This window comes from Alcanivorax sp. NBRC 101098 (genome assembly GCF_001010505.1).
Taxonomy (GTDB): Bacteria; Pseudomonadota; Gammaproteobacteria; order Pseudomonadales; family Alcanivoracaceae; genus Alcanivorax; species Alcanivorax borkumensis.
The window spans coordinates 1,588,377-1,609,991 of the sequence record NZ_AP014613.1 but is presented as its reverse complement, the minus strand read 5'-3'; the positions used below and the strand labels follow the sequence as shown (position 1 = coordinate 1,609,991).

Below are 21,615 nucleotides of genomic sequence, written 5' to 3'. Positions count from 1 at the left end.
AATTGACTAAGCGCTACCAAGGATGCCTTATGAAAATAACCAAAGTTAGCACGCCGCCTAGTGACGTCAGGATCTATCAACATTGGGACGGCCCGGGTCACGAAGACATTGAAAACAAGCTGACCACCCAGCACATTGAAGATGTGGTGGAAATCTTCCAGACCCCCCTTACCGGGCATTACAATTGGGATTATTCCTCTGCTGACGGCCGAATCCGCAAATTGTACCGGCTGGGCAAAGAGCTCAATTGGAATGCGGACATGGATGTGGATTGGTCCCAGACTTTTCCCAAATCCGAAGCTCCCCTCGATCAGTCGTTTAACCCTTTTAATGGTTGGTCTGTTTTTGAGTCGCTTAGCGATGAGGAAAAGCTGCGTTTCGGCTGGCACAATCTGGCCTGGACACTGGCGCAATTTGTTCACGGTGAGCAGGGGGCGTTGCTGGTGGCCTCCCAGTTAGCCAGTTGCGCCCCCTCCTACGATGCAAAACTGTATGCGGCCAGCCAAACATTTGATGAAGCTCGGCACGTGGAAGTGTTTACCCGTTACCTGCAGGAAAAGGTCGGCATTTTCTATCCGGTGAATCCCAACCTAAAGTTGTTACTCGACAAGATTCTTTCTGATCCTCGCTGGGATCTAAAATTTATCGGGATGCAGATCATCATCGAAGGGCTGGCACTGGCTGCGTTCAATACCCTGCAAATGACCGCACAGGACCCACAGTTAAAGCAGATTATTCATCTGGTAATTCGTGATGAGGCTCGTCATGTTACCTTTGGTGTCAACTACTTAGAAAGTTTTGTTGAGACTCTAACTGAAGAGGAAAAAGAGGAGCGTGCGCAGTTCGCCTTTGAGGCCTGCGTGGTGATGCGAGAGCGACTGATCAGCACCGAGGTATTCGAGGAGTTTGGTTGGAATGCGGACGAAGCCCGTGAACAAGTGTTGTCGTCTACCATCATGGTGCAGTTCCGCAATCTGTTGTTCACCCGGATTATGCCGAACTTGAAGCGCATTGGCTTACTGACTGAATCCGTACGTCCCCGTTTTGAGGAGCTCGGGATTTTGCAGTTTGAAAATCTGGTGGATGATGGCCAGATAGACTGGGCAGAATTGTCCAAGCCGCTTTATGATGAAGCCTCTTGAACTGACTCAAGAATGAGCGAGTTACCCACCGGCCGGGCCAATGCCCGGCCGGTGGCGTTATAGGCTTGCAGCATGGCTTGCCTGCCCTTTTCCAGCTTATTGGGGCCACTGCGGGCGAGGCCGTCAATGGCAATAGTCACCAAATTGGGTCGCCTTGGGTGGTGTAATGCTGAGCTGTTACGGGCACGCCAGGGGGAGCGGGACTGCAAATGGTGATAAAGTACGCGCTCTGCGAGGTAGGTGGCAGCTAATCCATGCCGATCGGCGATGCCGCCATCCCAGTAGTAGTTCTTGCCAATGCGAGCGGGCTGAAACAGCAGAGGAACTGCGCAGGACGCGTATACAGACTCGACCAAATTGCCGCTCCGTAAAACGTGCGTACGCCGGCTTCTGCCATGCCAGGCAGAGACCGCTAGTGGGGCTAGGGTATGTTCCATGCGCTGGATGGGCAGCAGAGCTGCTAGCATTGTGCGAAAGGATTGCCCGGATAACAGTCCCAGACCTGGGGAAGGATCCCAGAATTGTGCGCGATCCAAGCCAAGCAGGGTATCTTCGATGGCGTTGACGCTGGCACCGGACGCCATGCAGCCGCCCACCAGCGCTCCGGCACTTGAGCCACAAAAACGGGCAGGTTGCAGGCCATGGTCGAGCAGAGCGCGCACGGTGCCAAAATGGGCAAAGAAGCCGAAAAAACCGGATGACATGGCCAAAGTGAATGGTGCTTTTGCCAACCAGTCCGCCAGCAACTCGTGATGATGGCCACCCTGCCGTGGCGTGTGCTCCGCCACCCCTTGAATCGGAATTTTTAATGTCACAGCTTAGCCCTTCCTCTGAAATCGCTGGCAAGCCTACCTCGCACACCTTCAGTCATACAATGTTATTGACCGCCGTAGCGGTTACCGCGCTAGGGCAGACGCTGGTGTTTACATTGCTGCCCTCACTGGGACGTGCTACCGGTATGACGGAAATGCAGGTAGGGCTAATCATCAGTTGCTCCGCGTTAGTGTTCGCCTTAGCCAGCCCGGTCTGGGGTACTTTGAGTGAATCCCTAGGGCGCAAGCGGGTAATGGTGATCGGTTTGTCAGGCTACTCGCTAGGAACCTTGTCGTTTGCTGTTGTTTTTGATCTCGGGTTACGAGGGGGGCTGGTGGGTATCGGGCTGGTGGCCGCGCTGGTGCTCAGCCGTATGCTACAGGCCGCCATAATGGCGGCTACTCCGGCGGCGGCGGCTGCGTATACCGCTGACATTACCACTCCAGCCCAGCGCACTCAGGGCATGGGCCGGATCGGTGCGGCGAATAATGTTGGCACCGTCGTCGGCCCGGTATCCGGCGGCATACTGGCCACGGTTGCACTGGTGTTTCCACTCTATGGAGTGGCTGCGTTAACGGCGCTTATGGCGATTAGCGTGGCACTTTGGCTGCCGCCATCACCGCATCGGCCAACAACCAGAACCGTGCCGTTACGTTCGGTGTTACGCCACGGGCTGGCAGCCTATGCGGATCCGCGTTTGCGGGACCTGCTATTGGTGGGGGTCATGCTGTTTATGAGTTTCGCGCTAATTCAGCAAACCCTGGGTTTCCTTTTTCAGGACCAGTTTCAGATGAGCCCGGCGGAAGCGGCCAGAGCCTTGGGTTTGACCATGATGATGGCGGCACTAACGTCATTGTCGGGGCAACTGATCGTAGTGCAGTGGTTAAAGGCCCCTGCGACACTGTTGGTCGCCCTCGCGGTGCCCAGCATCGGCGCCGGGGCGATCATTCTTTGGCTGGCGGAGGCCGAGGCTTTGATGAGTGGCGCGGTGATGTTGGTGGGGCTGGGCCTTGGCTTCGGCATGCCGGCAATTATGTCGCTGGCCAGCCTGCGAGTGCCGACGGAAGAGCAGGGGCGGGTGGCGGGTCTGGCCAGTGCCTGCCCGGCACTGGGCTTTATCGTTGGGCCTCTGGTGGGCACGGGGCTATACACGCTGGACCAGCGCTGGCCGTACCTGTTAGTGATTACGCTACTGGCGCCCATGTCGATTCTGGCATGGCGGCTGGCTCGCAAGGTCTAATCCGGGACACTAGAAAGTGCCTTCACGCTTGTGTCGATAAGGATTGCCACAGGTGTGCGGCCACCAGTGCCCGCCAGGGCGTGAAGTCTGCCAACCAATCCCGGGTTACTCTGGCCGTGGGACGTTCCGGTTGCCCAAGCAACATTTGTAGCGCCTTTTGTACCGCCACGTCGGCATGCAGGCTTCCGTCCAGAAAACCGTAGCCTCTTAGCAGGGTGTAATTCACGCTCCAGGGTCCCAGGCCACGAATCTCAAGCAGGTTGCGCTCCAGTTGCTCCGCGTAAGCGTCGAGATGCAATGTTTCTGGCAAAAGTTGCTGGTCGCGACAGAGCCGGGACACGGCCAGTAAAGTGTCAGCTTTGGTGGCGGAAAATCCCACGCTGCGAAGAGCGTCTGGCGTCAGCAAGCAGACTGTGGCGGCATCCGGGTAGCAGTGAAGGCCATCGTGTCGAACCGGGCTCGCCAGCTGGATAAAACGGCGGCGAATAGCGGTGGCCGCACTCACGCTAATCTGTTGGCCAATAATGGCCCAGGTAAGCGCCTCGAACGGCGTTGCCGATTGCGGCACCCGCAGCCCTCTTTGTCGTTGCACCAAAGTATTCAAAGGGGGCTTTGTGCCTATCGCCGTTTCGAATACCTCCACAGGTTGATTCAGGCCCAGCATGGCGCTGGCTTGGCGGGTCAAGGCCGGGGCGGTGGTGTCTGTGGCGTTAGTAATCACGTGCCCGACTTGGTTGAAGTCCATTTTCAGGATACAGGGCCGGAGGTTAAAGATAATGGCTTTGTGCAGCGTAAGGGCATCTACCCGTTCGGAAACGGCATGACTGTCTCGACCATGAAAATGAAGAAAGTCGGAAACGCTAAAGTGGGCGGGTAGTGGCAGCTTTACCGTTGTCATTTGTCGCTGGGCTCCCGTTCGCGGTCGAGTAAAGCGGCTTTGCGGCCAACACCCCAGCGGTAGCCAGACAGCCCGCCATCAGTGCGCACAATACGATGACAAGGAACCAAAACAGCCAGCCGGTTACTGGCGCAGGCCTGGGCAACAGCTCGGGCGGCTGTAGGCTTGCCAAGCTTTACTGCCAGTGCCTGATAAGACAGGGTCTGGCCTGTGGGAATCGTCTGTAGTGCCGCCCAGACTTGTTGCTGGAAGGCGGTCCCTCGAATATCCAAAGGCAGCAGATCACGAGGTGCTTGAGTAATCTGATGCGGGTCGTCGATTAGGGTAATGACCATGGCAACGCGCTGATCAAACTCACTATTACCCGGCAGCAGGGTGGCGCCACTGAATTCCTGTTCGAAATCCTGCAGTAACACGCTGGGATCATCCCCTATGGTGACGGCACAGATGCCACGCTCGCTTTCTGCCACCAGCACAGAGCCGAGTGAGCTTTCGGCGATGGCAAATCGAAGTGCCATATCTTTACCTGCTTGTCGATATTGGCCTGGTTTCATGCCAAGGGTGTTGCCAGCGACGGCATGTAGGTGGCTAGTCGAGTCAAATCCGGCCAAGTGAGCCGAGAGGGTCAATGACTGTTTATAGCGGAGCTGCTGTTGCGCTCGCCGGCGGCGAATGGCGACACCGTACTGGTGCGGTGAAATGCCGGCAACCGCTTTGAATTGGCGTTGCAGATGATGAGCGCTCCAGCCCGATTGCGCCGATAACTCCGTGAGCGTGGGTTTTCGTTCGGCCGCTTCAATCAATCGACATAGCGCAATCACTGTGGCTGTTGATGGTGCGGCGATATCTCCAAGTGGATGGCAGCGCCGACAGGGTCGGTAGCCATTCTGAATAGCCTGTACGGGGGTGTCGAAGAGACGAACATTTTCATCGCGAGGACGTCGCGATGGACAGATAGGCAAGCAGAAAATTCCCGTCGTCAGCACACCATAAACAAAGTTATCTCCCGGCAAGGGGGAGTGGTCTTTGATGGCTTGTCGCCGTTGTTGCTCGGTGCTCATGGTTGTATTCAGACCTGTTTCCATATGTGCTACCCGCAGTATGAAGGGAAATGAGACTGACTGGGAGCATCGCGGAAACCAGGGTGAGTGAGCATCCAAAAAGTTGCGATTATATTGGTAAAACGATGCAGAGGTAGAGGAGGAAAGGGGCGAGTAAAGATGTGAGTAAGTGCAATGGCGGTGGGTGCGAACCCACCGCCATCAGCCTGCTGATATTACTTGGTGTAAGGCAGCAATGTGAGTTCAACGCGACGGTTTTGCTCTCGACCACTAGCGCTGCTGTTACTGGCAATCGGTTGGGTTTCACCGAAGCCAACTGGGTCCAGGCGAACCTGCTCCACTCCGAAGGCGGAGAGCTTGTTAGAGACCGCCTGAGCTCGTTGTTGGGAAAGCAGTAGGTTGTAGCGGTCGCCACCGGTACTGTCGGTGTGCCCGGCCACTTGGATCATGGTCGATTTGTACTCTTTGAGGACTTCCGCCACAGCCTCCAGCACCGGATCGAAAGAAGGCTTCACGTCGGTGCTGTCGGTAGCGAAGGTCAGGTTGCCCGGCATGTTCAGGATAATATTTTCGCCATCACGGGTAACGGATACCCCGGCCCCTTCGAGCTTCTGGCGCAGTTTGGCTTCCTGGACATCCATGTAGTAACCCACGCCGCCGCCGGTGACTGCGCCGATGCCAGCACCTGCGAGGGCGCGCTCTTTGCGTTCCTTGGCGCTATCGGAAGTGGCGATACCGATCAGGGCGCCCGCTACCGCACCAATGGCCGCACCAGAGGTTGCCTTCGAGGTTTGTTTTTCTCCTGTGTAAGGGTTAATCGTGCTGCACCCCGTAACGGCAATGGCACTGGCCAGCGCAATAGACCCGGCAAATCGTTTCATGAAAGCTCCTTGAGATTCGATAACATATTGGTTTTTTTTACTGCTTTAGGGCTGAATGAACCATAGCGGTAGTGTAAAAGCTGGTAAAGTGACTGGCGTCATTAGCGCCTTAAATTTGACCACACTATTACAGTACAGGACATCGTTTGAGTATTAAGAGTTTTTCTCCGCCGTCACTGGCAACAATGGACCGGTTACTTGCCCTGCCACGGCGTTATTTCGCGCCTCGGTTATTTGGGGCTGAGCATGTGAGCTTACAGCGGCCAGCGTTGTTTGTGGGTAATCATGGCCTGTATGGGCTGATCGATTCGCCGCTTTTTTTGCTCGAGCTGTATCGGGAAACGGGGGTGTTTCCCCGGGCGCTGGGGGATCGTCTGCATTTTCGGGTGCCAGGTTGGGGGGCATTGGTTAAACGTTGGGGGGCGGTGGAAGGCAACCCAGACAATTGTACCGCGCTAATGCAGTCCGGGCAGCCCGTGCTGGTATTCCCCGGTGGGGCACGGGAAGTGGCCATGCGTAAGGATGAAGTACACAAGCTAGTATGGAAGAATCGGACCGGTTTTGCCCGTTTGGCGATTGAGCACGGCTACGACATTATCCCGTTTGCCTCGGCGGGTTGTGATCAAGCCTATCGTGTTTTAGTCGATGGCAGTGACTTCCAGCAATCAAGGCTTGGTCGCACCCTGCTGAAATCGCCCCGCGTGGACAAGTTACTGCGTGGTGGTGATATGTTTATGCCATTAAGCCGTGGCGTGGGCCCCACTCTGGTGCCGCGGCCGGAGCCGCTCTGGTTCCAGCTCGGTGCACCGATTTCCACCGCGCCCTGGGCTGGCAAGCAGGGTGACGCTGACGCCCGCTGGGCAGTGCGGGAAATTGTGGCTGAATCCATTGAATCCATGCTGCTCTCACTGAATCAGGAACGCTCTGAGGCTCGCCAACAAGGCTGGCGCCGTTGGTTGCTAAAGCCCTGAAGCTATTATTCCCCTTCCTTACTATACGCAAGTCACTTCTTTGTCATAAATAGTCCATTCAATGTCCTGCTACGCCAGTGAAAGCGAAGCGTGTCAGGGCTACTATTGAATGAAAATAAGGAGTGCATGCATGCGACGCTGGAATGGCTGGGGTGACAGCAATAACCACTATCCGTTAAAACCGTCTGGGCTGGCGTTTGTCCAACAACGGCTGGGGCGTGCAGAACCGTTACCCGATGCGGAGATGACGGCGGTTGTCGCGAAGGTGCCTGCCTCCCGTTTACCTGAGCATCCTAGTGTAGACACTCGGCCGGAAACCCGGCTTCGTCATGCGCGAGGGCAAAGCCTGCCCGATTGGCTAGCCATGCGCTCCGGTGAGTTTGAGCGTTTTCCTGATGGGGTGGCTACCCCTGCTAGCAGTGGGGCTGTACGTGAACTACTGGACTGGGCTCTGGAGCAGGGAATTACCGTAATTCCCTATGGCGGCGGCACCTCCGTTGCTGGCCACATTAATCCCCCTGAAAGTGATGCGCCGGTTTTGACCCTAAGCCTAGCAGGCATGGATCAGCTCATGGATTTGGATACCGAAAGCCAAATTGCTACCTTCGGCGCCGGAACGCCGGGGCCAATGGTGGAACAGCAACTTCGTGAAAGAGGATACATGCTGGGGCATTTCCCCCAATCCTGGGAGCTCTCCACCATTGGCGGTTGGGTTGCCAGTCGATCCAGCGGCCAACAGTCCATGCGCTACGGCCGTATCGAGCAGATGTTCGCAGGCGGCAGAGTGGAAACCCCAAAGGGTACCCTGATCATTCCAACCATGCCTGCTTCCTCAGCAGGGCCGGATTTGCGCGAAATTATCCTCGGCTCGGAAGGGCGAATGGGGGTAATTACTGAGGTCAAAGTGCGAGTAACACCGTTGCCAGAAACGGAAAGTTTTCAGGTTGCGTTTGCCCCTGATTGGGAGACTGGCAAAGAGCTGGTGCGCAAGATGACTCAGGCGAAAATTCCTCTGTCGATGTTGCGCCTGTCCAATGCTGAGGAAACGCGCACCCACCTGATGCTCGCTGGCCACGAAAAACTGGTCGGTATTTTGCATAGGTATCTTGGCGTACGCGGTTGTGGCGACAGTAAATGCATGATCACCTTCGGGGTGACGGGCGATAAATCCCAGGCACGTTATGTGCTGAGCCAAACACGCAAACACATTCGCCAAGCCGGTGGCGTGATGGTGGGTAGGTTGCTGGGTAAAAAGTGGGAAGAGTCCCGTTTCCGTTCCCCGTATTTGCGTCACGGCTTGTGGGAGCACGGGTACGTGGTGGATACGTTTGAAACGGCGGTGGACTGGAATCGGGTCACCTCTGCGGTGGAGACCATGGAGAAGGCGGTGCGTGATAACGCCGGTGATGGCGAGCAGGTGCACGTGTTTACCCACCTGTCACATCTGTACTCGCAGGGTTCAAGTATCTACACCACCTATGTTTTCCGCTGTTCCGACAGTTATGAAAAAACCTTGGCTCGCTGGCGTGTGCTCAAAGAAGCTGCCAGTAATGCCATTGTGGCGAGCGGCGGCACCATCAGCCATCAGCATGGCGTGGGGCGGGATCATGCTCGCTGGCTACACCACGAGAAAGGCGAGCTGGGCATGGCGGTATTGGATCGGCTGGTGAATCACTTCGACCCTCAGCACCGTCTTAATCCAGGTTGCCTGATCGAGAACGCTCCGCGCACGATTCGATAACGGCTACACAGGGGTAATCTTATGCTCGGCCAGCGCCGCACGCTGACAGAATTAGCCACACCGACAGCGCCACAAGCCCCACACTGGGACCTGATCGTCATTGGAGGCGGCATTACTGGCGCGGGCGTCATGCTGGAAGCGGCCCGACGCGGCCACCGCGTGCTGTTATTGGAGCAGACTGATTTTTCTTGGGGCACCTCCAGCCGTTCTTCGAAGATGGTGCACGGTGGTCTGCGCTACATTGCCCAGGGTGACATCACCCTGACGCGGCATTCACTGCTTGAGCGCGAACGGCTGCTGAATGAGCTGCCGGGCCTGGTAGAGCGGGCCATCTACCTGTTCCCGTTACGCAAAGGGGTCTTCCCCGGGCGTTGGCCCATGAAGATGGTGCTGTGGCTATATGATTTTCTGGCAGGTATTCGCGATCATCGTTACCTGAACCGCAAGCAGCTACTGGAACGAGTACCCGCTTTGCGGAATCAAGATCTCACCGGTGCCATGTGTTACACCGATGCCCTGACCGATGATTGTCGTTTAGTGATGCGTACTTTGTTGGAAGGCGCCCGGCATGGCGGATTGGCACACAATTACGCTCGCGTTGTTCAAGCCGAGCGGAAAGAGCAAGGCTTTGCCGTTGCCGTGGAAGACCGTGTTAGTGGCGAACGGGTAACCCTAAATGCATCGGCAGTGGTGAGCGCTACGGGGGCCTGGGCCGATCGTTTTTCTGGTGCTGAGGCTCGGGTGCGGCCATTACGCGGCAGCCACCTGTTTATCGACCCCGCCGTATTGTCGGTGAACGACTGCCTTACAGTGATGCATCCCGATGACGGCCGGCCGGTGTTCGTATTCCCTTGGGAAGGCGTCACTTGTGTGGGCACGACGGATCTGGATCATCCTGAGGACATGGATATTGAGGCGGCAGCCAGTGACCGCGAGGTGGTATATCTTCTCAAACTCATTAATACCCAGTTTCCAGGCTGCAATGTGACCCGCGAGAATATCTATTCCACCATTGCCGGGGTACGCCCGGTGATTGCCTCTGGTAAAGGTGTAGATCCGTCCAAAGAGCGCAGGGACCATGCGGTTTGGGGCGACAACGGCATTGTCACGGTGAGTGGCGGCAAGCTGACGACGTTCCGTTTGATTGCACTGGATGCCTTGTTGGCTACCGGATTAATCGATGATAGCGAACATCGCCGCAGCCAGAAAAGCAAAGTCTCAAGCTTTGATCCACTGGAAAATGCGCCCCACGCGGTGGAGGCCTTCTTGCATGCAGATCAGTCGGACCCGGCATTTATCCAGTGGGTTTTGGACCATGAATCCGTTGTGCACCTAGACGACCTAATGCTGCGCCGCACGAGATTAGGGCTGATAAAGCCTACAGCAGGTATAGCCGCGCTGAACGGGTTACGCCCGCAAATCCAGCAAACCCTGGGCTGGGATGATGCGCAGTGGGATAAGGAGCTTGTTCGCTATAAGGGTATCCATCAACGATTCTATAGCGTACCCGCCCCAGCCAGTAAGGGCGATGCCACAGAGGCCGTTGAGGCTGATGGCGCTCCTGGGCAGCAGGCAAGGTAATGGACGACCCGCTGGTATTGGCACTGGATCAGGGTACACAGAGTGCCCGGGCCATGTTGTTTAACCGTAAAGGTGAACTGGTTGCCCGCTATCAGCAGCATATTGAACCCTACTTTTCTGATAAACCTGGCCAAGCAGAACAGCACGCCGATTATTTTTGGGAGCAGCTTGGGCTGGCGTGTCAGGGTTTATGGCAACAGCACGAGCCACTGAAACACCGTGTTATAGCGGTGGCGTTGACCACCCAGCGGGCCTCGGTGGTGTGCCTTGATGATAATAAGCAGCCGCTGCGCCCGGCGATTATATGGCTGGATCAACGCCGAACAGATTCCATTCCTCGGCTACCCTGGTGGCTGGCTGCGCCAGTAACGATGATGGGCCAGAGTGAAACACTCCGGCAGTTCCAGGCCAAAGCCGAATTCAATTGGCTGGCCGTGGATGAGCCGGCAATTTGGCAGCAAACCCGACACTTTTTACTGCTTTCCGGCTATTTGAATTACCGGCTTACCGGGCAATTGCGCGATTGCACCGCGTCCCAAGTCGGCTACATTCCCTTTGATTACAAAGGGCGCTGTTGGGCGCCGCCCCATGACCTTAAGTGGAAGGCGTTGCGGGTACACCGCGAACAGCTCCCCGAACTGGTCGAGCCTGGCAAAACGCTGGGAACCATCACAGAGCAAGCCTGCCAAGCCACCGGCATCCCCGAAGGCTTGCCATTGATTGCTTGCGGCGCAGACAAGGCCTGCGAAGTGCTTGGTGCCGGGGCGTTTACACCGGAAATCGGCAACCTCAGCTACGGCACCACAGCGACCTTCAATACGTGTAATGAGCGCTATGTGGAGCCTATTACTTTTGTCCCGGCCTACGGGGCGGCTGTGCCTGATCGCTATAATTCCGAGATCATTGTTCAGCGCGGCTACTGGATGGTGAACTGGTTCAAGCGAGAGTTTGGGCAACAGGAAGTACAACAGGCTGAAACGCTTGGCGTGGCTGCTGAAACGCTTTTTGAAGCCTTGTTGGAACAAACGTCACCGGGTGCCATGGGCTTGATGCTGCAACCATTTTGGAACCCTGGTGTGCGGATTCCTGGCCCGGAAGCGAAAGGAGCGATTATAGGGTTTGGCGATGTGCATACCCGTGCCCACTTGTACCGCGCAATTATTGAAGGTATTGCCTATGCGCTGCGCGAGGGCAAAGATCGACTGGAGAAGCGCAACCGCATTGCGGTGACCTCCCTGCGTGTTTCTGGGGGAGGTTCGCAAAGCGATGCAATCATGCAGATCACTGCAAACATCTTTAATTTACCGGCGATTCGACCTCACACCACGGAAACCTCCGGGCTGGGGGCGGCCATCAGTGCGGCGGTGGCTCTGGGCCTGCATCCGGATTATCCCTCGGCGGTGGCCGCGATGACCCGTCCCGGTGATACCTTTTTGCCTGATGCAGCAATCGCGCACCATTACGACGACCTTTACCGTGGCGTGTACCTGAAGCTTTATCCCCGGCTGGCGCCGTTATATCGCTCTATTCGGCGTATTACCGGTTACCCAGCACGGCTTTAGTGCCGATCGAGCTGCGCCCTGTGGTAGGGTCGTCCTATTATTATTTCCGGGTCTATTTTGATGTCTCGCTGGTCACAAATCGCGTGCCTTTTCCTTTTCTTATTGGTTTATTTTCCTGTGCAGGCGAGCGAGGTATTACGGCAATTGCGTGCCGATCTGGCGCAGGGGCAACTGAACGTATTATTGCTGCGCCAGGATATCGTGCGGTTGCCTACAGTGGCCATTAAGCCGTGGGTTAAGGCGCAGTCCATCGACCGGTTTGCCATTACCGGCTTCAATGAAAACGACCGCCGTTTTGCCGCCCGAGTGCGGTTGCATTTTCCTGACGGCGATATCAGTTTTTTACGCCTTGAAGGCATGGCCGCAAATCCCTACACCTTGACTGACTGGTATGACTACAGTTCCGGTTTGCAACTAACGGCATTGTTGGAAAAGCGCCGCTGGTTGCAGAGCGAACGTGGCAAGGCATTTCTTGCTCAATTGGGGGCAGCACCGGGCTTACCCGACCTAGCTAATTTGGCCGAAGGGCGCCCAGCAGCGCTGAAACTGTGGCTGACCCAATGCCTGGGTAAACCTTGTGAGCGTGTTGCTGCTGCCCACCAGCTTGAATCGGAACAACCGATGATTTGGTTACTTCGCAGGGGGATTGCCAGCGGCGATATGGGGCAATACCAGCAACAGCATAACGTTCTGATTAATGCCTTGGGTGATGATGCCTATTTATGGTGGCTTGAAGGTCAGTATGCATTGAGCTACCAGCAATGTGGCTGGCTCGCCGGCCCGTTGCGGACGGCCTGGCAGCGCCATCAGGAGGTGGTGCCGCTGGCTGATGTGGCATTGCAGTGCACCTTGACTGAAACCCCAAAAGCGACAAATTTCGGGACCGCATTAACTCAGCAGTTGAGCATCGAAACGATTATGGGTTCAGTGAATGCATTTTTTGCGGCGCACAACCGCCCGTTACCAAAAGCCTGGAGGCAGTGGGCTCAGTCACATTCTGAAGCTTCCCTGTCTTCTCATCAGGAGTAGCATTTATGCGCGTATCGGAACTGGCGAAACAGGCTAAAACCACGGCTGAAACGGTTCGCCACTATACGAATATTGGTTTGTTATCGCCCAGTCGTGACAGCCATAACGGCTATCGTTATTACCGCGCTGAGGACTTGCGGTTGTTACGCTTTGCACTAAAAGCTCGTTCTCTAGGTTTTACCCTCAGCGATATTCAGTCCCTGATCCACGCATCCCGTGAAGGGGAGACCCCTTGCGGTCAGGTTCGCACTTTAATTGAAGACCGGCTAAATCAGGTAGAAACCCGAATCACTGAGCTGCAGGCGCTTAGTGACCGCATGCGTGATGCTATGGAGCAATGGCAGGGGGCACCGGATTGTCGGCTGGATGATGGTCGAGTGTGCGGGTTGATTGACTCATTTGTGGGGGATGAGGATTCAGAGCCGAGCCCTGATAGCAACTAAAAAGCCTGCCCCGTAGTAAAGTTGGGCAGGCTCTTTAGTTAGCAGTGAGGCAACAGGTCAATTTTGCTGTGTTTTGCCTGCCGTTTGTTTTGAACCCTTATTGGTGTCCGTCTTTTCGTCACGTTTATGGGTTTTTGACTCGTTTTTGTCCTCTGATTTATTTGCAGTGGCTACCTTTTCGGCGGCCGCCTCTGCACGAGCTTCAGCCTTTTTTTCTTCCTTGGCAGCATCTTCTTTTACTAACCCGAGAATGTACCAGCCGGCTTTGGGCTCGGGGCTTTCTTCCGCAGAGAACACAACAATATGTTCGCGGGGATCAATGGCAAATAATGGCCAAACTTGGCGTCCTGGTGTTTCGTTGTAAGCCTGAAAACTAAATTCTTCAGTCAGCCGCGTTTTACGAATTTCTGCGCCTTGGCTGAGCAGGCTGGCTAGGCGGGCATAGGTCATGTCGGGAGCGAAGAGGGTGGCACCACGGTGCTCCGGGGCGACCTCATGCTTCACTTCCTTTTCCGTTTTTTGCGTGGGCAGGCTAAAGATGTTTTGCTCTCCGAATTCCAGCCGGTAGCGCATGGTCGCCATAGTGTTGAGCTCTCGCCGAGGGCTTAACCCCAGCAGTTTTCCGTAACCAACGAGATCCAAATATTGGTCAGCGTGCTGTGAGACCGGGTTTCCATAAAAGGTTCCTAGTCCTTCCATACGGGCAGAACGGATGGATTCCCAACTGGAATCCGTGACCACGACCGGGTATTGGTTCTTCTGCAAGGCAGCGCCAATGGCACGGGCCACCGGGTTAGCACCGATAATCAGGAAACCGCGTGGCGCCGGCTCTGCTACTTTCAGCAGGCGAGCCAGTGGACGGGCGGTGAGACTCTGTAATGCCACCGTGCCGATAATCACCATGAAGGTAAGTGGCACCAGTTTCTCGGCACCGGGAACACCGTTTTGCTGTAACCGTTCGGCGAACAGGGCCGAGATCGCCGCGGCGACAATGCCCCGTGGTGCAATCCAGGCGAGCAGTGATTTTTCACGCCAATTCAGTGAGGAGCCAAGAGTAGATAACCATACTGACAATGGCCGAGCAACGAACTGAATAATCACTAAAACCGCCAGAGCGGTAGCACCGAGTTGACTGAGTTCGCTCATTTCCAATCGTGCGGCAAGCACGATAAAGAGACCGGAAATCAGCATCACTGATAGGTTTTCTTTGAAGTGGAGAATGTCGTCGGTGCGCACGCCTTTGCGGTTAGCCAACACGATCCCGGTTACGGTAACCGCAACCAGTCCGGATTCCTCACTCAGGCCATTGGCTAAAACAAACTCACCAATGATGGACGACAGCACCAGAAAGCTGCGCAAGTATTCAGGGATTAGATGCCGACGCAACAACTCGGCCAAGCCGAAAGCCACAGCACAACCGATGGCTGCTCCCACGCCGATTGTCTGGAAGAACAGCCACAGCGTGTGCAGTATGGCCCCATCTTGGCCGCTGGCCACCACCAACTCGTAGGCCAATACAGCAAAAATAGCGCCCAAGGGATCGATAACGATGCCTTCCCAACGCAGCAATCGAGATACGCTGCTTACTGGGCGGACACTGCGTAGCAGAGGAACAATAACGGTTGGGCCTGTCACCACGACCAGCGCACCAAAAAGTAAAGCTAGACCCAAGGGGAGTTTTAGCACCCACCAAGCAGAGACGGTAACAATGCTCCAGGTGACTAAGGCACCCCAAGTAACAAGCCGGCGAACGGTTTTTTCCAAGCCGCGAATTTCATCGAAGCGCAGTGTCATGGCGCCTTCGAACAGAATGATAGAGACCGCCAGGGATACACCGGGAAGTAGCAAATCACCGAACAGTTCTTTGGGTTGTAGTACACCCCAAAGCGGGCCAAGCGCCAAACCGGTAAGCAGCAATGGCAAAATGGCAGGGAGTTTGATTCTCCAAGACAGCCATTGGCAGAGAAAAGCGACCACAGTGATAATGGCTAGCTGGAAAGGGACACTTAAATCCATGAAGTTCCTAGGTGATTAGACGGTTCCGCAACCCTCGTGCACGCCACTAAGCATCGGGCAGGCATGCTAACGTAGCTCATGGCAAAGTGGGGTTGGAGATGATTTCCTTGCCGAGCGTTGGCGCATTATGCCTGATTGTTCGGGCCGGTAAATGCGTATTCTGGCTGAAGCAGCGGCTTAGTGTACCGTGGCTTGCCCTATTGAGTGCAATGATAGCTACTGATGCATAATAGGTTATTAATAATAAAACTGAATTAGATTCATTGAGTAACTGAAAGCCCACAGCGATTACGTTACCATCCTGCCGGATTATGTGTTCACTCAGGCTTTGAGAATAGGCCTTCCATCAGTCTTGATGCATGACGCATCGCCGGACCTCGAAACTGTATCAGGATGTACCCATGCAAACTCTTTCTCCCGGCCGCTTGGCATTTCTGCTTGCCTCGTTGGTGGCGCTGGGGCCATTGGCCATTGATACCTATTTACCTGCATTACTGGCCATGTCCGGGCATTTTGCGGTGGAAATCCACGCTGTCGAAGTCTCGGTGAGTGTCTATGTGTTGGGTGTGGCGGCAGGCCAGTGGTTGGGTGGGCCGCTTTCTGATCAGTTTGGCCGCAAGCCGGTAGCCTATGTGGGGCTGTGTCTGTTCATTCTCGGCTGCTTAAGTATCCCGCTGTCATCCAGTATCGACATGCTTTATGTGCTGCGTTTTTTACAAGCCCTGGGCGGCGGCGCCACCGTGGTGATCGCCGCCGCCTCGGTGCGAGACCACTTCACAGGTAAGGAGGCAGCTAAGGTCATGACCACTATTGGCCTGGTTATGCTGATGGCGCCGCTACTTGCTCCAGCACTGGGGGCGCTGCTGCTTAAGCTTTTTGGCTGGCAGAGCATTTTCTACATGCTGGCCCTCTACGGGTTGATGCTGTTCGGTATTGTGCGATTTATGCTGCCCAGTGTGGCGGTGAAGCCCAGTGGTGAGCCCCTGCGCCAACGCATGTTCCTGGCTTATGGCCGGGTATTGCGCAATCGCCCGGCCATGGGTTTTATTTTGGCCAATGGCCTAGCGTTTGCAGCCTTATTTACCTTCATTACCGATGCGGCGTTTCTTTACATGGAGTATTTCCGCATTAGCCCGGAAGCGTTTCCACTGTATTTCGGAGCCAACGTAGTAACCATGCTGGGCATGAACCGGTTGAATGTCTTGTTGCTGCGCCGCTATACCAGCGCCTCAATTATGCGCGTGGCGCTGGCGCTACAAATGACCGCGTGTGTGACGCTGCTGGTGTTAACGTTAGCAGGCTTGCTGACCTTGTGGTTGGTGGTGCCGTTAATTATGGTGGCGGCCGGCATGGTGGCACTGATCATGCCCAACGGCATCGCCAGCTTCCTAGACTTGTTTGACCACGATAGTGGAGCTGCCACTGGCTTGAACGGCGCTTTGCAATTTTTGCTCGCGGGCCTTATTGGCATCGTGCTCGGCATACTCCACGACGGCAGTACGCTGCCCATGACCGCTTTGATGGCCACCAGTAGCGTGGCCGCTTGGGCTGCCTTTTCGTTAGTGGCTCGTCGCTGATGCTTTGGGCATCAGCGGTGGTGCTAGCAAAGCGGCCAGTGTGACTAGAGCGGCGATACTCCAGGGCAGTAGCAGCCAGGGGCTTAGCGGTAGCTGGCTGTCGAACAGGCGCATGCCCAATGGAATCAATGCGGCCAGATGAATCAAATTGGCTAATAGCGCCGCACCACCGAACAGATAGAACGCCTGTAGTGCGGCGGTCTTACGCAGTAAGGCACGGCGCCCGCCAATAACCACCAGCAAGTGATTATCGCGCCGCAAGGTATCGGTCATCGCCAACAGCGCGGCCATAAGCACCAGCAATGCGGCCAGTAACAGCAACACACCCACCACAAAAGCGGCGCGGCTAGCTTGGCCAATGATGTCTTGGAGCGTGGCGAGGATGGCATTCACGTCCAGCAGGCTGATCTGTGGAAATTTCTGCACCAGCCCTCCCAGCTCCGCTTGCTGCACTTGGGGCAGAAAAAAACTGGTAATCCAGGTGCGGCTCTGGGCTTTCAACGTGTCCGGCGAGAAGATGAAATAGAAATTGGGCGCAAAGCTTTCCCAATCCACCTCTCGCAGGCCTACCACCGTGGCGTTAATGGCTGGCCCGGGGCCAGTGAAGGTGAGTGAATCGCCCAACTCAAGGCCCAGCGATTCAGCCAATTTGGTTTCCACCGTAACTTCGTCTTGCCCGGTTGCCCAGCGGCCGTCGGTAAGCTTGTTGCTCTCGGGCAGACGTGCAGCTTGGGTAAGCGACAGATCCCGGTTTAGGGCCCGCTCGGCACGGTCTTGTTCTTTGGTAACGGCGTCGCGCACCGGCTGATCGTTTATCTCGGTAAGGCGTGCCCGAACGACTGGATAGAGTGGCTGGGCTTCACTGTTATGGTCCGTAAGCCAGTTCTTGAAATCGTCAATATCCTGATCAAACAAGTTGATGACGAAATAATTGGGGGCTTGCTCAGGCAATGTTGCCCGCCAGTCACCGAGCAGCTCGCGCCCAGTCTGAACCGACAGGGATAACACGGAGAGGGAAATAATCAGCGCGGCCAACAAGGGTAGGGTAGCCGCTTTGCGACGGCTGAGCCTGCGCAAAGCCAGCCGGCCAGCGAGACCAAGCCGGGCACTGAAGCGGTCCATCAGCATTACCAGCGGCCACAGAATTATCGGCAAGCCGAGTGATACCGCAAGGGTAAGTAGCAGCAGTGGCCAGAGTGCGGCCAGGGAGCCGGTCATGATGGCGGCCAGTGGAATCGGGGTGAGGATAGCGATAAGCAGCACACGTCGCCCCAGCCTGGCGGGCGCCTCGCGGCCGCTGAGCAAAGCCGTAGCGGGCAACGACAGGCTGACCCACAGGGTCGGGGCGGCGAAGCCAAGCCAGAGCAGCACAGGCCCCACCAGCCCCCAGACTACGGGGGTGACAAACAGGCCATCTGCTCCTAGTAAGGCTGCGAGTTGCCAGCCTACCAGCACCGCCAACCCGACCCCGGCAAGAATCGGCAGTAGCAGAGCCAGCACATCGCCACCCAGTAATCGCCGGACGATTTGCTGTTGTCGGGCGCCCACTGTTTTCATGACGGCACACAGTGTCTGTTGTTGCCGTGCGCGGTGGCTGGCGGTGAGATAAATGGCCGCAGCGCACAACAGCACCACTAACATCACCGCCAATTGTGACCAGAGGAACATCTGCTCAACCGGGCCTTGGCTGCGCAGTTCTGTGGTGCCCACGGTTTCAATGGATTGGTCCGAACGTAGGGTGTCGCTGAGTTGTTTATCTAGCACGGTTCGCTGGGCATCATCCGCTGCCACCAATAGGTGGTGACGATAGCGGCTGCCCGGGCCAAGCACTGCGGTGCTTTCAAGGTCCGCCAGGTGAATCAGCGCGCGTGGGTTCATGCTATAAAAGCCCGCCTGCTGGTCCGGCTCCTGCACTAGCACTTTGGTGATGAGAAAACTGCGTTCACCAAGGGTAATAAACTCGCCGGTTTTTAAACCCAGCCGGTCCAGCGCCTGACCTGCCAGCCAGACGGTACCGGACTTTGGGCCATGTCCTATTGGGTAAGGTTCGCTGAATCGACTATCGCTGACGGATAGTTCGCCATAGAGCGGGAAATCCTCGGATAAAGCCCGAATGCTGGCGAGCAGGAATTGATCGTTGTTGATCAGTACGCTGGAAAAACTTACTGCCTGAGCATGGCGAAGGTCAGCTACTGCCTGTTGTTGGGAGGGCTCTGGAAAGCGGGTCCCTTCCAGTATCCAGTCAGCGCCTAATGCAACCGCCGTGCGCTGGTTAAAACGCTGGTCCACGCTGTCGCGTAGAATCAGCATGGCGGTCATGGCGAAAGCGGCTACCAGTAAGGCAATCGCTTGCACTCGAAAAGCAGGAGAACGCCAGGGTTTAAACACTGAGCCGGCCCTCCGCCAGGCAAACCGAGCGCTCACAGCGTGCCGCCAGTTGAGGGTCGTGGGTGACCAGCACTAACGCGGTTTTCTGTTCTGCATTCAGCGAAAACAATAAATCGGCCACATGCTCGCCGTTGGCGAAATCCAGGCTGCCGGTGGGTTCGTCGGCAAACAGTAGCGCCGGGGAGACCACAAAAGCCCGGGCCAGGGCGACGCGCTGTTGTTCGCCGCCAGAAAGTTGTGCCGGGAAGTGGTGCTGACGACGCCCCAGCCCCACCTGTTCCAACCAGTGCATAGCCTGTTCCCGGCGATGGTCACGGTTGAGTATTTCCAACGGTAACATCACATTCTCTAGCGCAGTTAAATCATTGATTAGCTGAAAATGCTGGAAGACAAAACCGCATTGCTCGCCGCGCAATCGTGCCCGCTCATCTTCATTGGCCTGGCTGAATGAGACACCGCCCAGTTGCACGTCACCGCTGGTGGGTACATCGAGACCAGCGAGTAATGACAGTAGAGTGGACTTGCCGGAACCGGAAGGGCCGGTAATTGCAAGGCTGTCACCGGCATTGACTTCAAGCGTGATACCCTGCAACAAATCGAGCCCGCCCTCTGGGCCTTGAACACGCTTACAAAGATTGTGGGCAAGCAAAACGGGAGACGTTGTATTCATGGCAAGATATCTTCTGCTGGTTCAGTTGTTGTGCCTGGCGGCATCCGTTCATGCCAATGGCGTGCTGATACTGGGCGATAGTATCAGTGCTGCCTACGGGATTGAAAAATCATCTGGCTGGGTTGCCCTTATGGACCGACAGCTGAAGGAAAGGTGCCCGGATTTTCCAGTGATTAATGCATCGGTAAGCGGGGAAACTACTGCTGGCGGTAAAGCACGGTTGCCGACGCTTCTGGCTCGCCACAAGCCGGATCTGGTGGTGGTGGAACTAGGAGGTAACGATGGTCTGCGTGGCCTGTCTCCCATGGTCATGGCCAGCAACCTTAAGCAGATGATCTCACTCTCGCGGCAGGCAGAGGCCGACGTGGTGTTGTTGGGCATGCGCATCCCCCCCAACTATGGGCAGCAATATACGGCCTTGTTTGAACGGCAATACCGTGACGTTGCGCAGTCCACCTCGGTACCTTGGGTACCTTTTTTTCTGGAGGGTGTGATCGAGCAGGGATGGATGCAGGGCGATGGCATTCACCCAACGATTGAAGCACAGCCATTACTATTGGAAACCGCGCTGTCGGTTATTGAGCCGCAATTACCGTCACGGTGCCGTAGCCATATCAGTACCGAAACCGAGTGAAAAACATGTTGAATCTGGGGACCTCATGGCAGGGAATACTGGACTACTGGTTTCAGGATGGCATGGAGCTAGGCTGGCCATCAGGCAAGGTGACAAGGCAGTGGTTCGCGGCGACCGCAGGCGATGACGCAGAAATTGAGTATCACTTTGGGGCTTTGGTGGAAGCTGCGCTACGCCAAGAGCTGGTTGACTGGGAGCGCAATCCTGCTGGTCGGTTGGCGCTAATCATTTTGCTGGATCAGTTTACGCGCAATATTTATCGAGGGCAGGCTGAGGCTTTTAGTGGCGATCATCGGGCGGCCACCTTGGCCATCGAAGGGCTGTCGCGCCAGATGCACAGCAAGCTACCCCTGTGTGGGCAGGTGTTTTTTGTTATGCCGCTGATGCATGCCGAAGATGAAGGTTTGCAAGAGCAATGCCTCACATCATTGGAAGTGATCCAAGCACATGCCCCCCAGCCATTGGCACATCATGTGGACGGCTCATTGAAGTCAGCCCGACAGCACTTGCAGATAATACAGACGTTTGGGCGTTTCCCGCACCGAAACCGGGCGCTTGGCCGGGACAGTACAGTACAAGAGCTGCGTTTCTTGGAAACTAGCTCAGGTTTTGGGCAGTAGGGGCGACCGGGTTTCGCAGAATTGTATCGACTCTATCGCCTCTTCAAGACGGCTCTTGCTGTATCAACCATCTCCACCGGCTAGGTGGGCAGGTGCTTACCCTTGTCAGGTTGCGCACGAATATCGTCGATGATGGTATCTGTAAGCGCAGCCCTGTCTTTTTTTGAACGCGCAAACTCGATTTCTGCCACCTTGTCTGCCCCACACCTCATCGTTTCGACTCAGCGTGGTCACGACCATTGGCATCTACAATGGCCAACAGGGCTGGTGGCTGCTACTGAAATGATGGCCTATGAATAATGGCGATCATAACAATGTAGCCCCATGGACCTTTCAGCTTACGAACAT

General features: G+C 55.9%; 18 protein-coding genes. 11 read left to right on the top strand and 7 right to left on the bottom strand.

The genetic code is table 11. The annotated features are described in order from the left end of the window. Window positions 1-29 precede the first annotated feature (29 nt). Window positions 30-1,142, top strand: a complete 1,113-nt coding sequence (locus tag AS19_RS07325; protein ID WP_011588697.1) for a ferritin-like domain-containing protein — start codon at window positions 30-32, stop codon at window positions 1,140-1,142. On the opposite strand, the gene AS19_RS07320 is transcribed toward AS19_RS07325, so the two are convergent. Next, a complete protein-coding gene (locus tag AS19_RS07320) occupies window positions 1,124-1,957 on the bottom strand; it encodes a patatin-like phospholipase family protein (protein ID WP_011588696.1) in 834 nt (277 codons plus the stop codon). The two genes, AS19_RS07325 and AS19_RS07320, sit on opposite strands and share 19 nt — an antisense overlap. Between AS19_RS07320 and AS19_RS07315 the strand changes: the two genes are divergently transcribed. Next, the gene (locus AS19_RS07315) at window positions 1,951-3,195 is read left to right on the top strand and encodes an MFS transporter (protein ID WP_011588695.1); all 1,245 of its coding nucleotides are present in this window, start codon (window positions 1,951-1,953) and stop codon (window positions 3,193-3,195) included. The genes AS19_RS07320 and AS19_RS07315 overlap by 7 nt on opposite strands. Window positions 3,196-3,217: 22 nt before the next feature. On the opposite strand, the gene AS19_RS07310 is transcribed toward AS19_RS07315, so the two are convergent. The 3 genes from AS19_RS07310 to AS19_RS07300 form a co-directional block, all read right to left on the bottom strand. Next, window positions 3,218-4,093, bottom strand: a complete 876-nt coding sequence (locus AS19_RS07310; protein ID WP_011588694.1) for a DNA-3-methyladenine glycosylase 2 — start codon at window positions 4,091-4,093, stop codon at window positions 3,218-3,220. Next, window positions 4,090-5,178: a bifunctional DNA-binding transcriptional regulator/O6-methylguanine-DNA methyltransferase Ada gene (ada, locus tag AS19_RS07305; RefSeq protein ID WP_231860737.1), complete on the bottom strand. Its 1,089-nt coding sequence runs from the start codon at window positions 5,176-5,178 to the stop codon at window positions 4,090-4,092. Before ada ends, AS19_RS07310 begins: the two co-directional genes overlap by 4 nt. Window positions 5,179-5,369: 191 nt before the next feature. Continuing rightward, window positions 5,370-6,035 (bottom strand): OmpA family protein, encoded by a 666-nt coding sequence (locus AS19_RS07300; RefSeq protein ID WP_011588692.1) that lies wholly within the window; start codon window positions 6,033-6,035, stop codon window positions 5,370-5,372. A gap of 146 nt (window positions 6,036-6,181) precedes the next feature. Between AS19_RS07300 and AS19_RS07295 the strand changes: the two genes are divergently transcribed. The 6 genes from AS19_RS07295 (at window position 6,182) to AS19_RS07270 (ending at window position 13,362) form a co-directional block, all read left to right on the top strand. Beyond that, window positions 6,182-7,006 carry a lysophospholipid acyltransferase family protein gene (locus tag AS19_RS07295; protein WP_011588691.1) on the top strand — a complete coding sequence of 275 codons (825 nt, stop codon included), beginning with the start codon at window positions 6,182-6,184 and terminating at the stop codon, window positions 7,004-7,006. A gap of 130 nt (window positions 7,007-7,136) precedes the next feature. Further along, on the top strand, window positions 7,137-8,747 hold the full coding sequence (locus tag AS19_RS07290) for an FAD-binding oxidoreductase (RefSeq protein WP_035460382.1): 1,611 nt from the start codon (window positions 7,137-7,139) through the stop codon (window positions 8,745-8,747). Window positions 8,748-8,768: 21 nt separating this feature from the next. Then, window positions 8,769-10,328: a glycerol-3-phosphate dehydrogenase/oxidase gene (locus AS19_RS07285; protein WP_011588689.1), complete on the top strand. Its 1,560-nt coding sequence runs from the start codon at window positions 8,769-8,771 to the stop codon at window positions 10,326-10,328. After that, the gene (locus AS19_RS07280; RefSeq protein WP_011588688.1) at window positions 10,328-11,890 is read left to right on the top strand and encodes an FGGY-family carbohydrate kinase; all 1,563 of its coding nucleotides are present in this window, start codon (window positions 10,328-10,330) and stop codon (window positions 11,888-11,890) included. Before AS19_RS07285 ends, AS19_RS07280 begins: the two co-directional genes overlap by 1 nt. A 60-nt stretch (window positions 11,891-11,950) precedes the next feature. Continuing rightward, entirely contained in the window at window positions 11,951-12,919 is a 969-nt protein-coding gene (locus AS19_RS07275) for a hypothetical protein (RefSeq protein WP_197540927.1), read from the top strand. Window positions 12,920-12,924: 5 nt separating this feature from the next. Then, window positions 12,925-13,362: a MerR family transcriptional regulator gene (locus AS19_RS07270; protein WP_011588686.1), complete on the top strand. Its 438-nt coding sequence runs from the start codon at window positions 12,925-12,927 to the stop codon at window positions 13,360-13,362. Window positions 13,363-13,419: 57 nt separating this feature from the next. On the opposite strand, the gene AS19_RS07265 is transcribed toward AS19_RS07270, so the two are convergent. After that, on the bottom strand, window positions 13,420-15,378 hold the full coding sequence (locus tag AS19_RS07265) for a sodium:proton antiporter (RefSeq protein WP_011588685.1): 1,959 nt from the start codon (window positions 15,376-15,378) through the stop codon (window positions 13,420-13,422). A gap of 401 nt (window positions 15,379-15,779) precedes the next feature. On the opposite strand from AS19_RS07265, the gene AS19_RS07260 reads away from it, so the two are divergent. Beyond that, entirely contained in the window at window positions 15,780-16,955 is a 1,176-nt protein-coding gene (locus tag AS19_RS07260) for a multidrug effflux MFS transporter (protein WP_035460384.1), read from the top strand. Here AS19_RS07260 and AS19_RS07255 read toward each other — a convergent pair. Both AS19_RS07255 and AS19_RS07250 read right to left on the bottom strand, forming a co-directional pair. Continuing rightward, on the bottom strand, window positions 16,938-19,343 hold the full coding sequence (locus AS19_RS07255) for an ABC transporter permease (protein ID WP_011588683.1): 2,406 nt from the start codon (window positions 19,341-19,343) through the stop codon (window positions 16,938-16,940). The genes AS19_RS07260 and AS19_RS07255 overlap by 18 nt on opposite strands. Further along, window positions 19,336-20,013, bottom strand: a complete 678-nt coding sequence (locus AS19_RS07250; protein ID WP_011588682.1) for an ABC transporter ATP-binding protein — start codon at window positions 20,011-20,013, stop codon at window positions 19,336-19,338. Before AS19_RS07250 ends, AS19_RS07255 begins: the two co-directional genes overlap by 8 nt. On the opposite strand from AS19_RS07250, the gene AS19_RS07245 reads away from it, so the two are divergent. Both AS19_RS07245 and AS19_RS07240 read left to right on the top strand, forming a co-directional pair. Further along, complete coding sequence (locus tag AS19_RS07245) at window positions 20,012-20,647, top strand: arylesterase (protein ID WP_035460388.1); 636 nt, start codon at window positions 20,012-20,014, stop codon at window positions 20,645-20,647. The genes AS19_RS07250 and AS19_RS07245 overlap by 2 nt on opposite strands. A gap of 5 nt (window positions 20,648-20,652) precedes the next feature. After that, on the top strand, window positions 20,653-21,267 hold the full coding sequence (locus AS19_RS07240) for a DUF924 family protein (RefSeq protein ID WP_035460389.1): 615 nt from the start codon (window positions 20,653-20,655) through the stop codon (window positions 21,265-21,267). Window positions 21,268-21,615 lie beyond the last annotated feature (348 nt).

Coding starts and splice junctions, on each gene's coding strand:
- AS19_RS07270 (WP_011588686.1), top strand. CDS start 12,925: ATGCGCGTATCGGAACTGGCGAAACAGGCTAAAACCACGGCTGAAACG.
- AS19_RS07300 (WP_011588692.1), bottom strand. CDS start 6,035: ATGAAACGATTTGCCGGGTCTATTGCGCTGGCCAGTGCCATTGCCGTT.
- AS19_RS07250 (WP_011588682.1), bottom strand. CDS start 20,013: ATGAATACAACGTCTCCCGTTTTGCTTGCCCACAATCTTTGTAAGCGT.
- AS19_RS07240 (WP_035460389.1), top strand. CDS start 20,653: ATGTTGAATCTGGGGACCTCATGGCAGGGAATACTGGACTACTGGTTT.
- AS19_RS07325 (WP_011588697.1), top strand. CDS start 30: ATGAAAATAACCAAAGTTAGCACGCCGCCTAGTGACGTCAGGATCTAT.
- AS19_RS07260 (WP_035460384.1), top strand. CDS start 15,780: ATGCAAACTCTTTCTCCCGGCCGCTTGGCATTTCTGCTTGCCTCGTTG.
- AS19_RS07265 (WP_011588685.1), bottom strand. CDS start 15,378: ATGGATTTAAGTGTCCCTTTCCAGCTAGCCATTATCACTGTGGTCGCT.
- AS19_RS07275 (WP_197540927.1), top strand. CDS start 11,951: ATGTCTCGCTGGTCACAAATCGCGTGCCTTTTCCTTTTCTTATTGGTT.
- AS19_RS07280 (WP_011588688.1), top strand. CDS start 10,328: ATGGACGACCCGCTGGTATTGGCACTGGATCAGGGTACACAGAGTGCC.
- AS19_RS07315 (WP_011588695.1), top strand. CDS start 1,951: ATGTCACAGCTTAGCCCTTCCTCTGAAATCGCTGGCAAGCCTACCTCG.
- AS19_RS07285 (WP_011588689.1), top strand. CDS start 8,769: ATGCTCGGCCAGCGCCGCACGCTGACAGAATTAGCCACACCGACAGCG.
- AS19_RS07310 (WP_011588694.1), bottom strand. CDS start 4,093: ATGACAACGGTAAAGCTGCCACTACCCGCCCACTTTAGCGTTTCCGAC.
- AS19_RS07290 (WP_035460382.1), top strand. CDS start 7,137: ATGCGACGCTGGAATGGCTGGGGTGACAGCAATAACCACTATCCGTTA.
- AS19_RS07245 (WP_035460388.1), top strand. CDS start 20,012: ATGGCAAGATATCTTCTGCTGGTTCAGTTGTTGTGCCTGGCGGCATCC.
- ada (WP_231860737.1), bottom strand. CDS start 5,178: ATGGAAACAGGTCTGAATACAACCATGAGCACCGAGCAACAACGGCGA.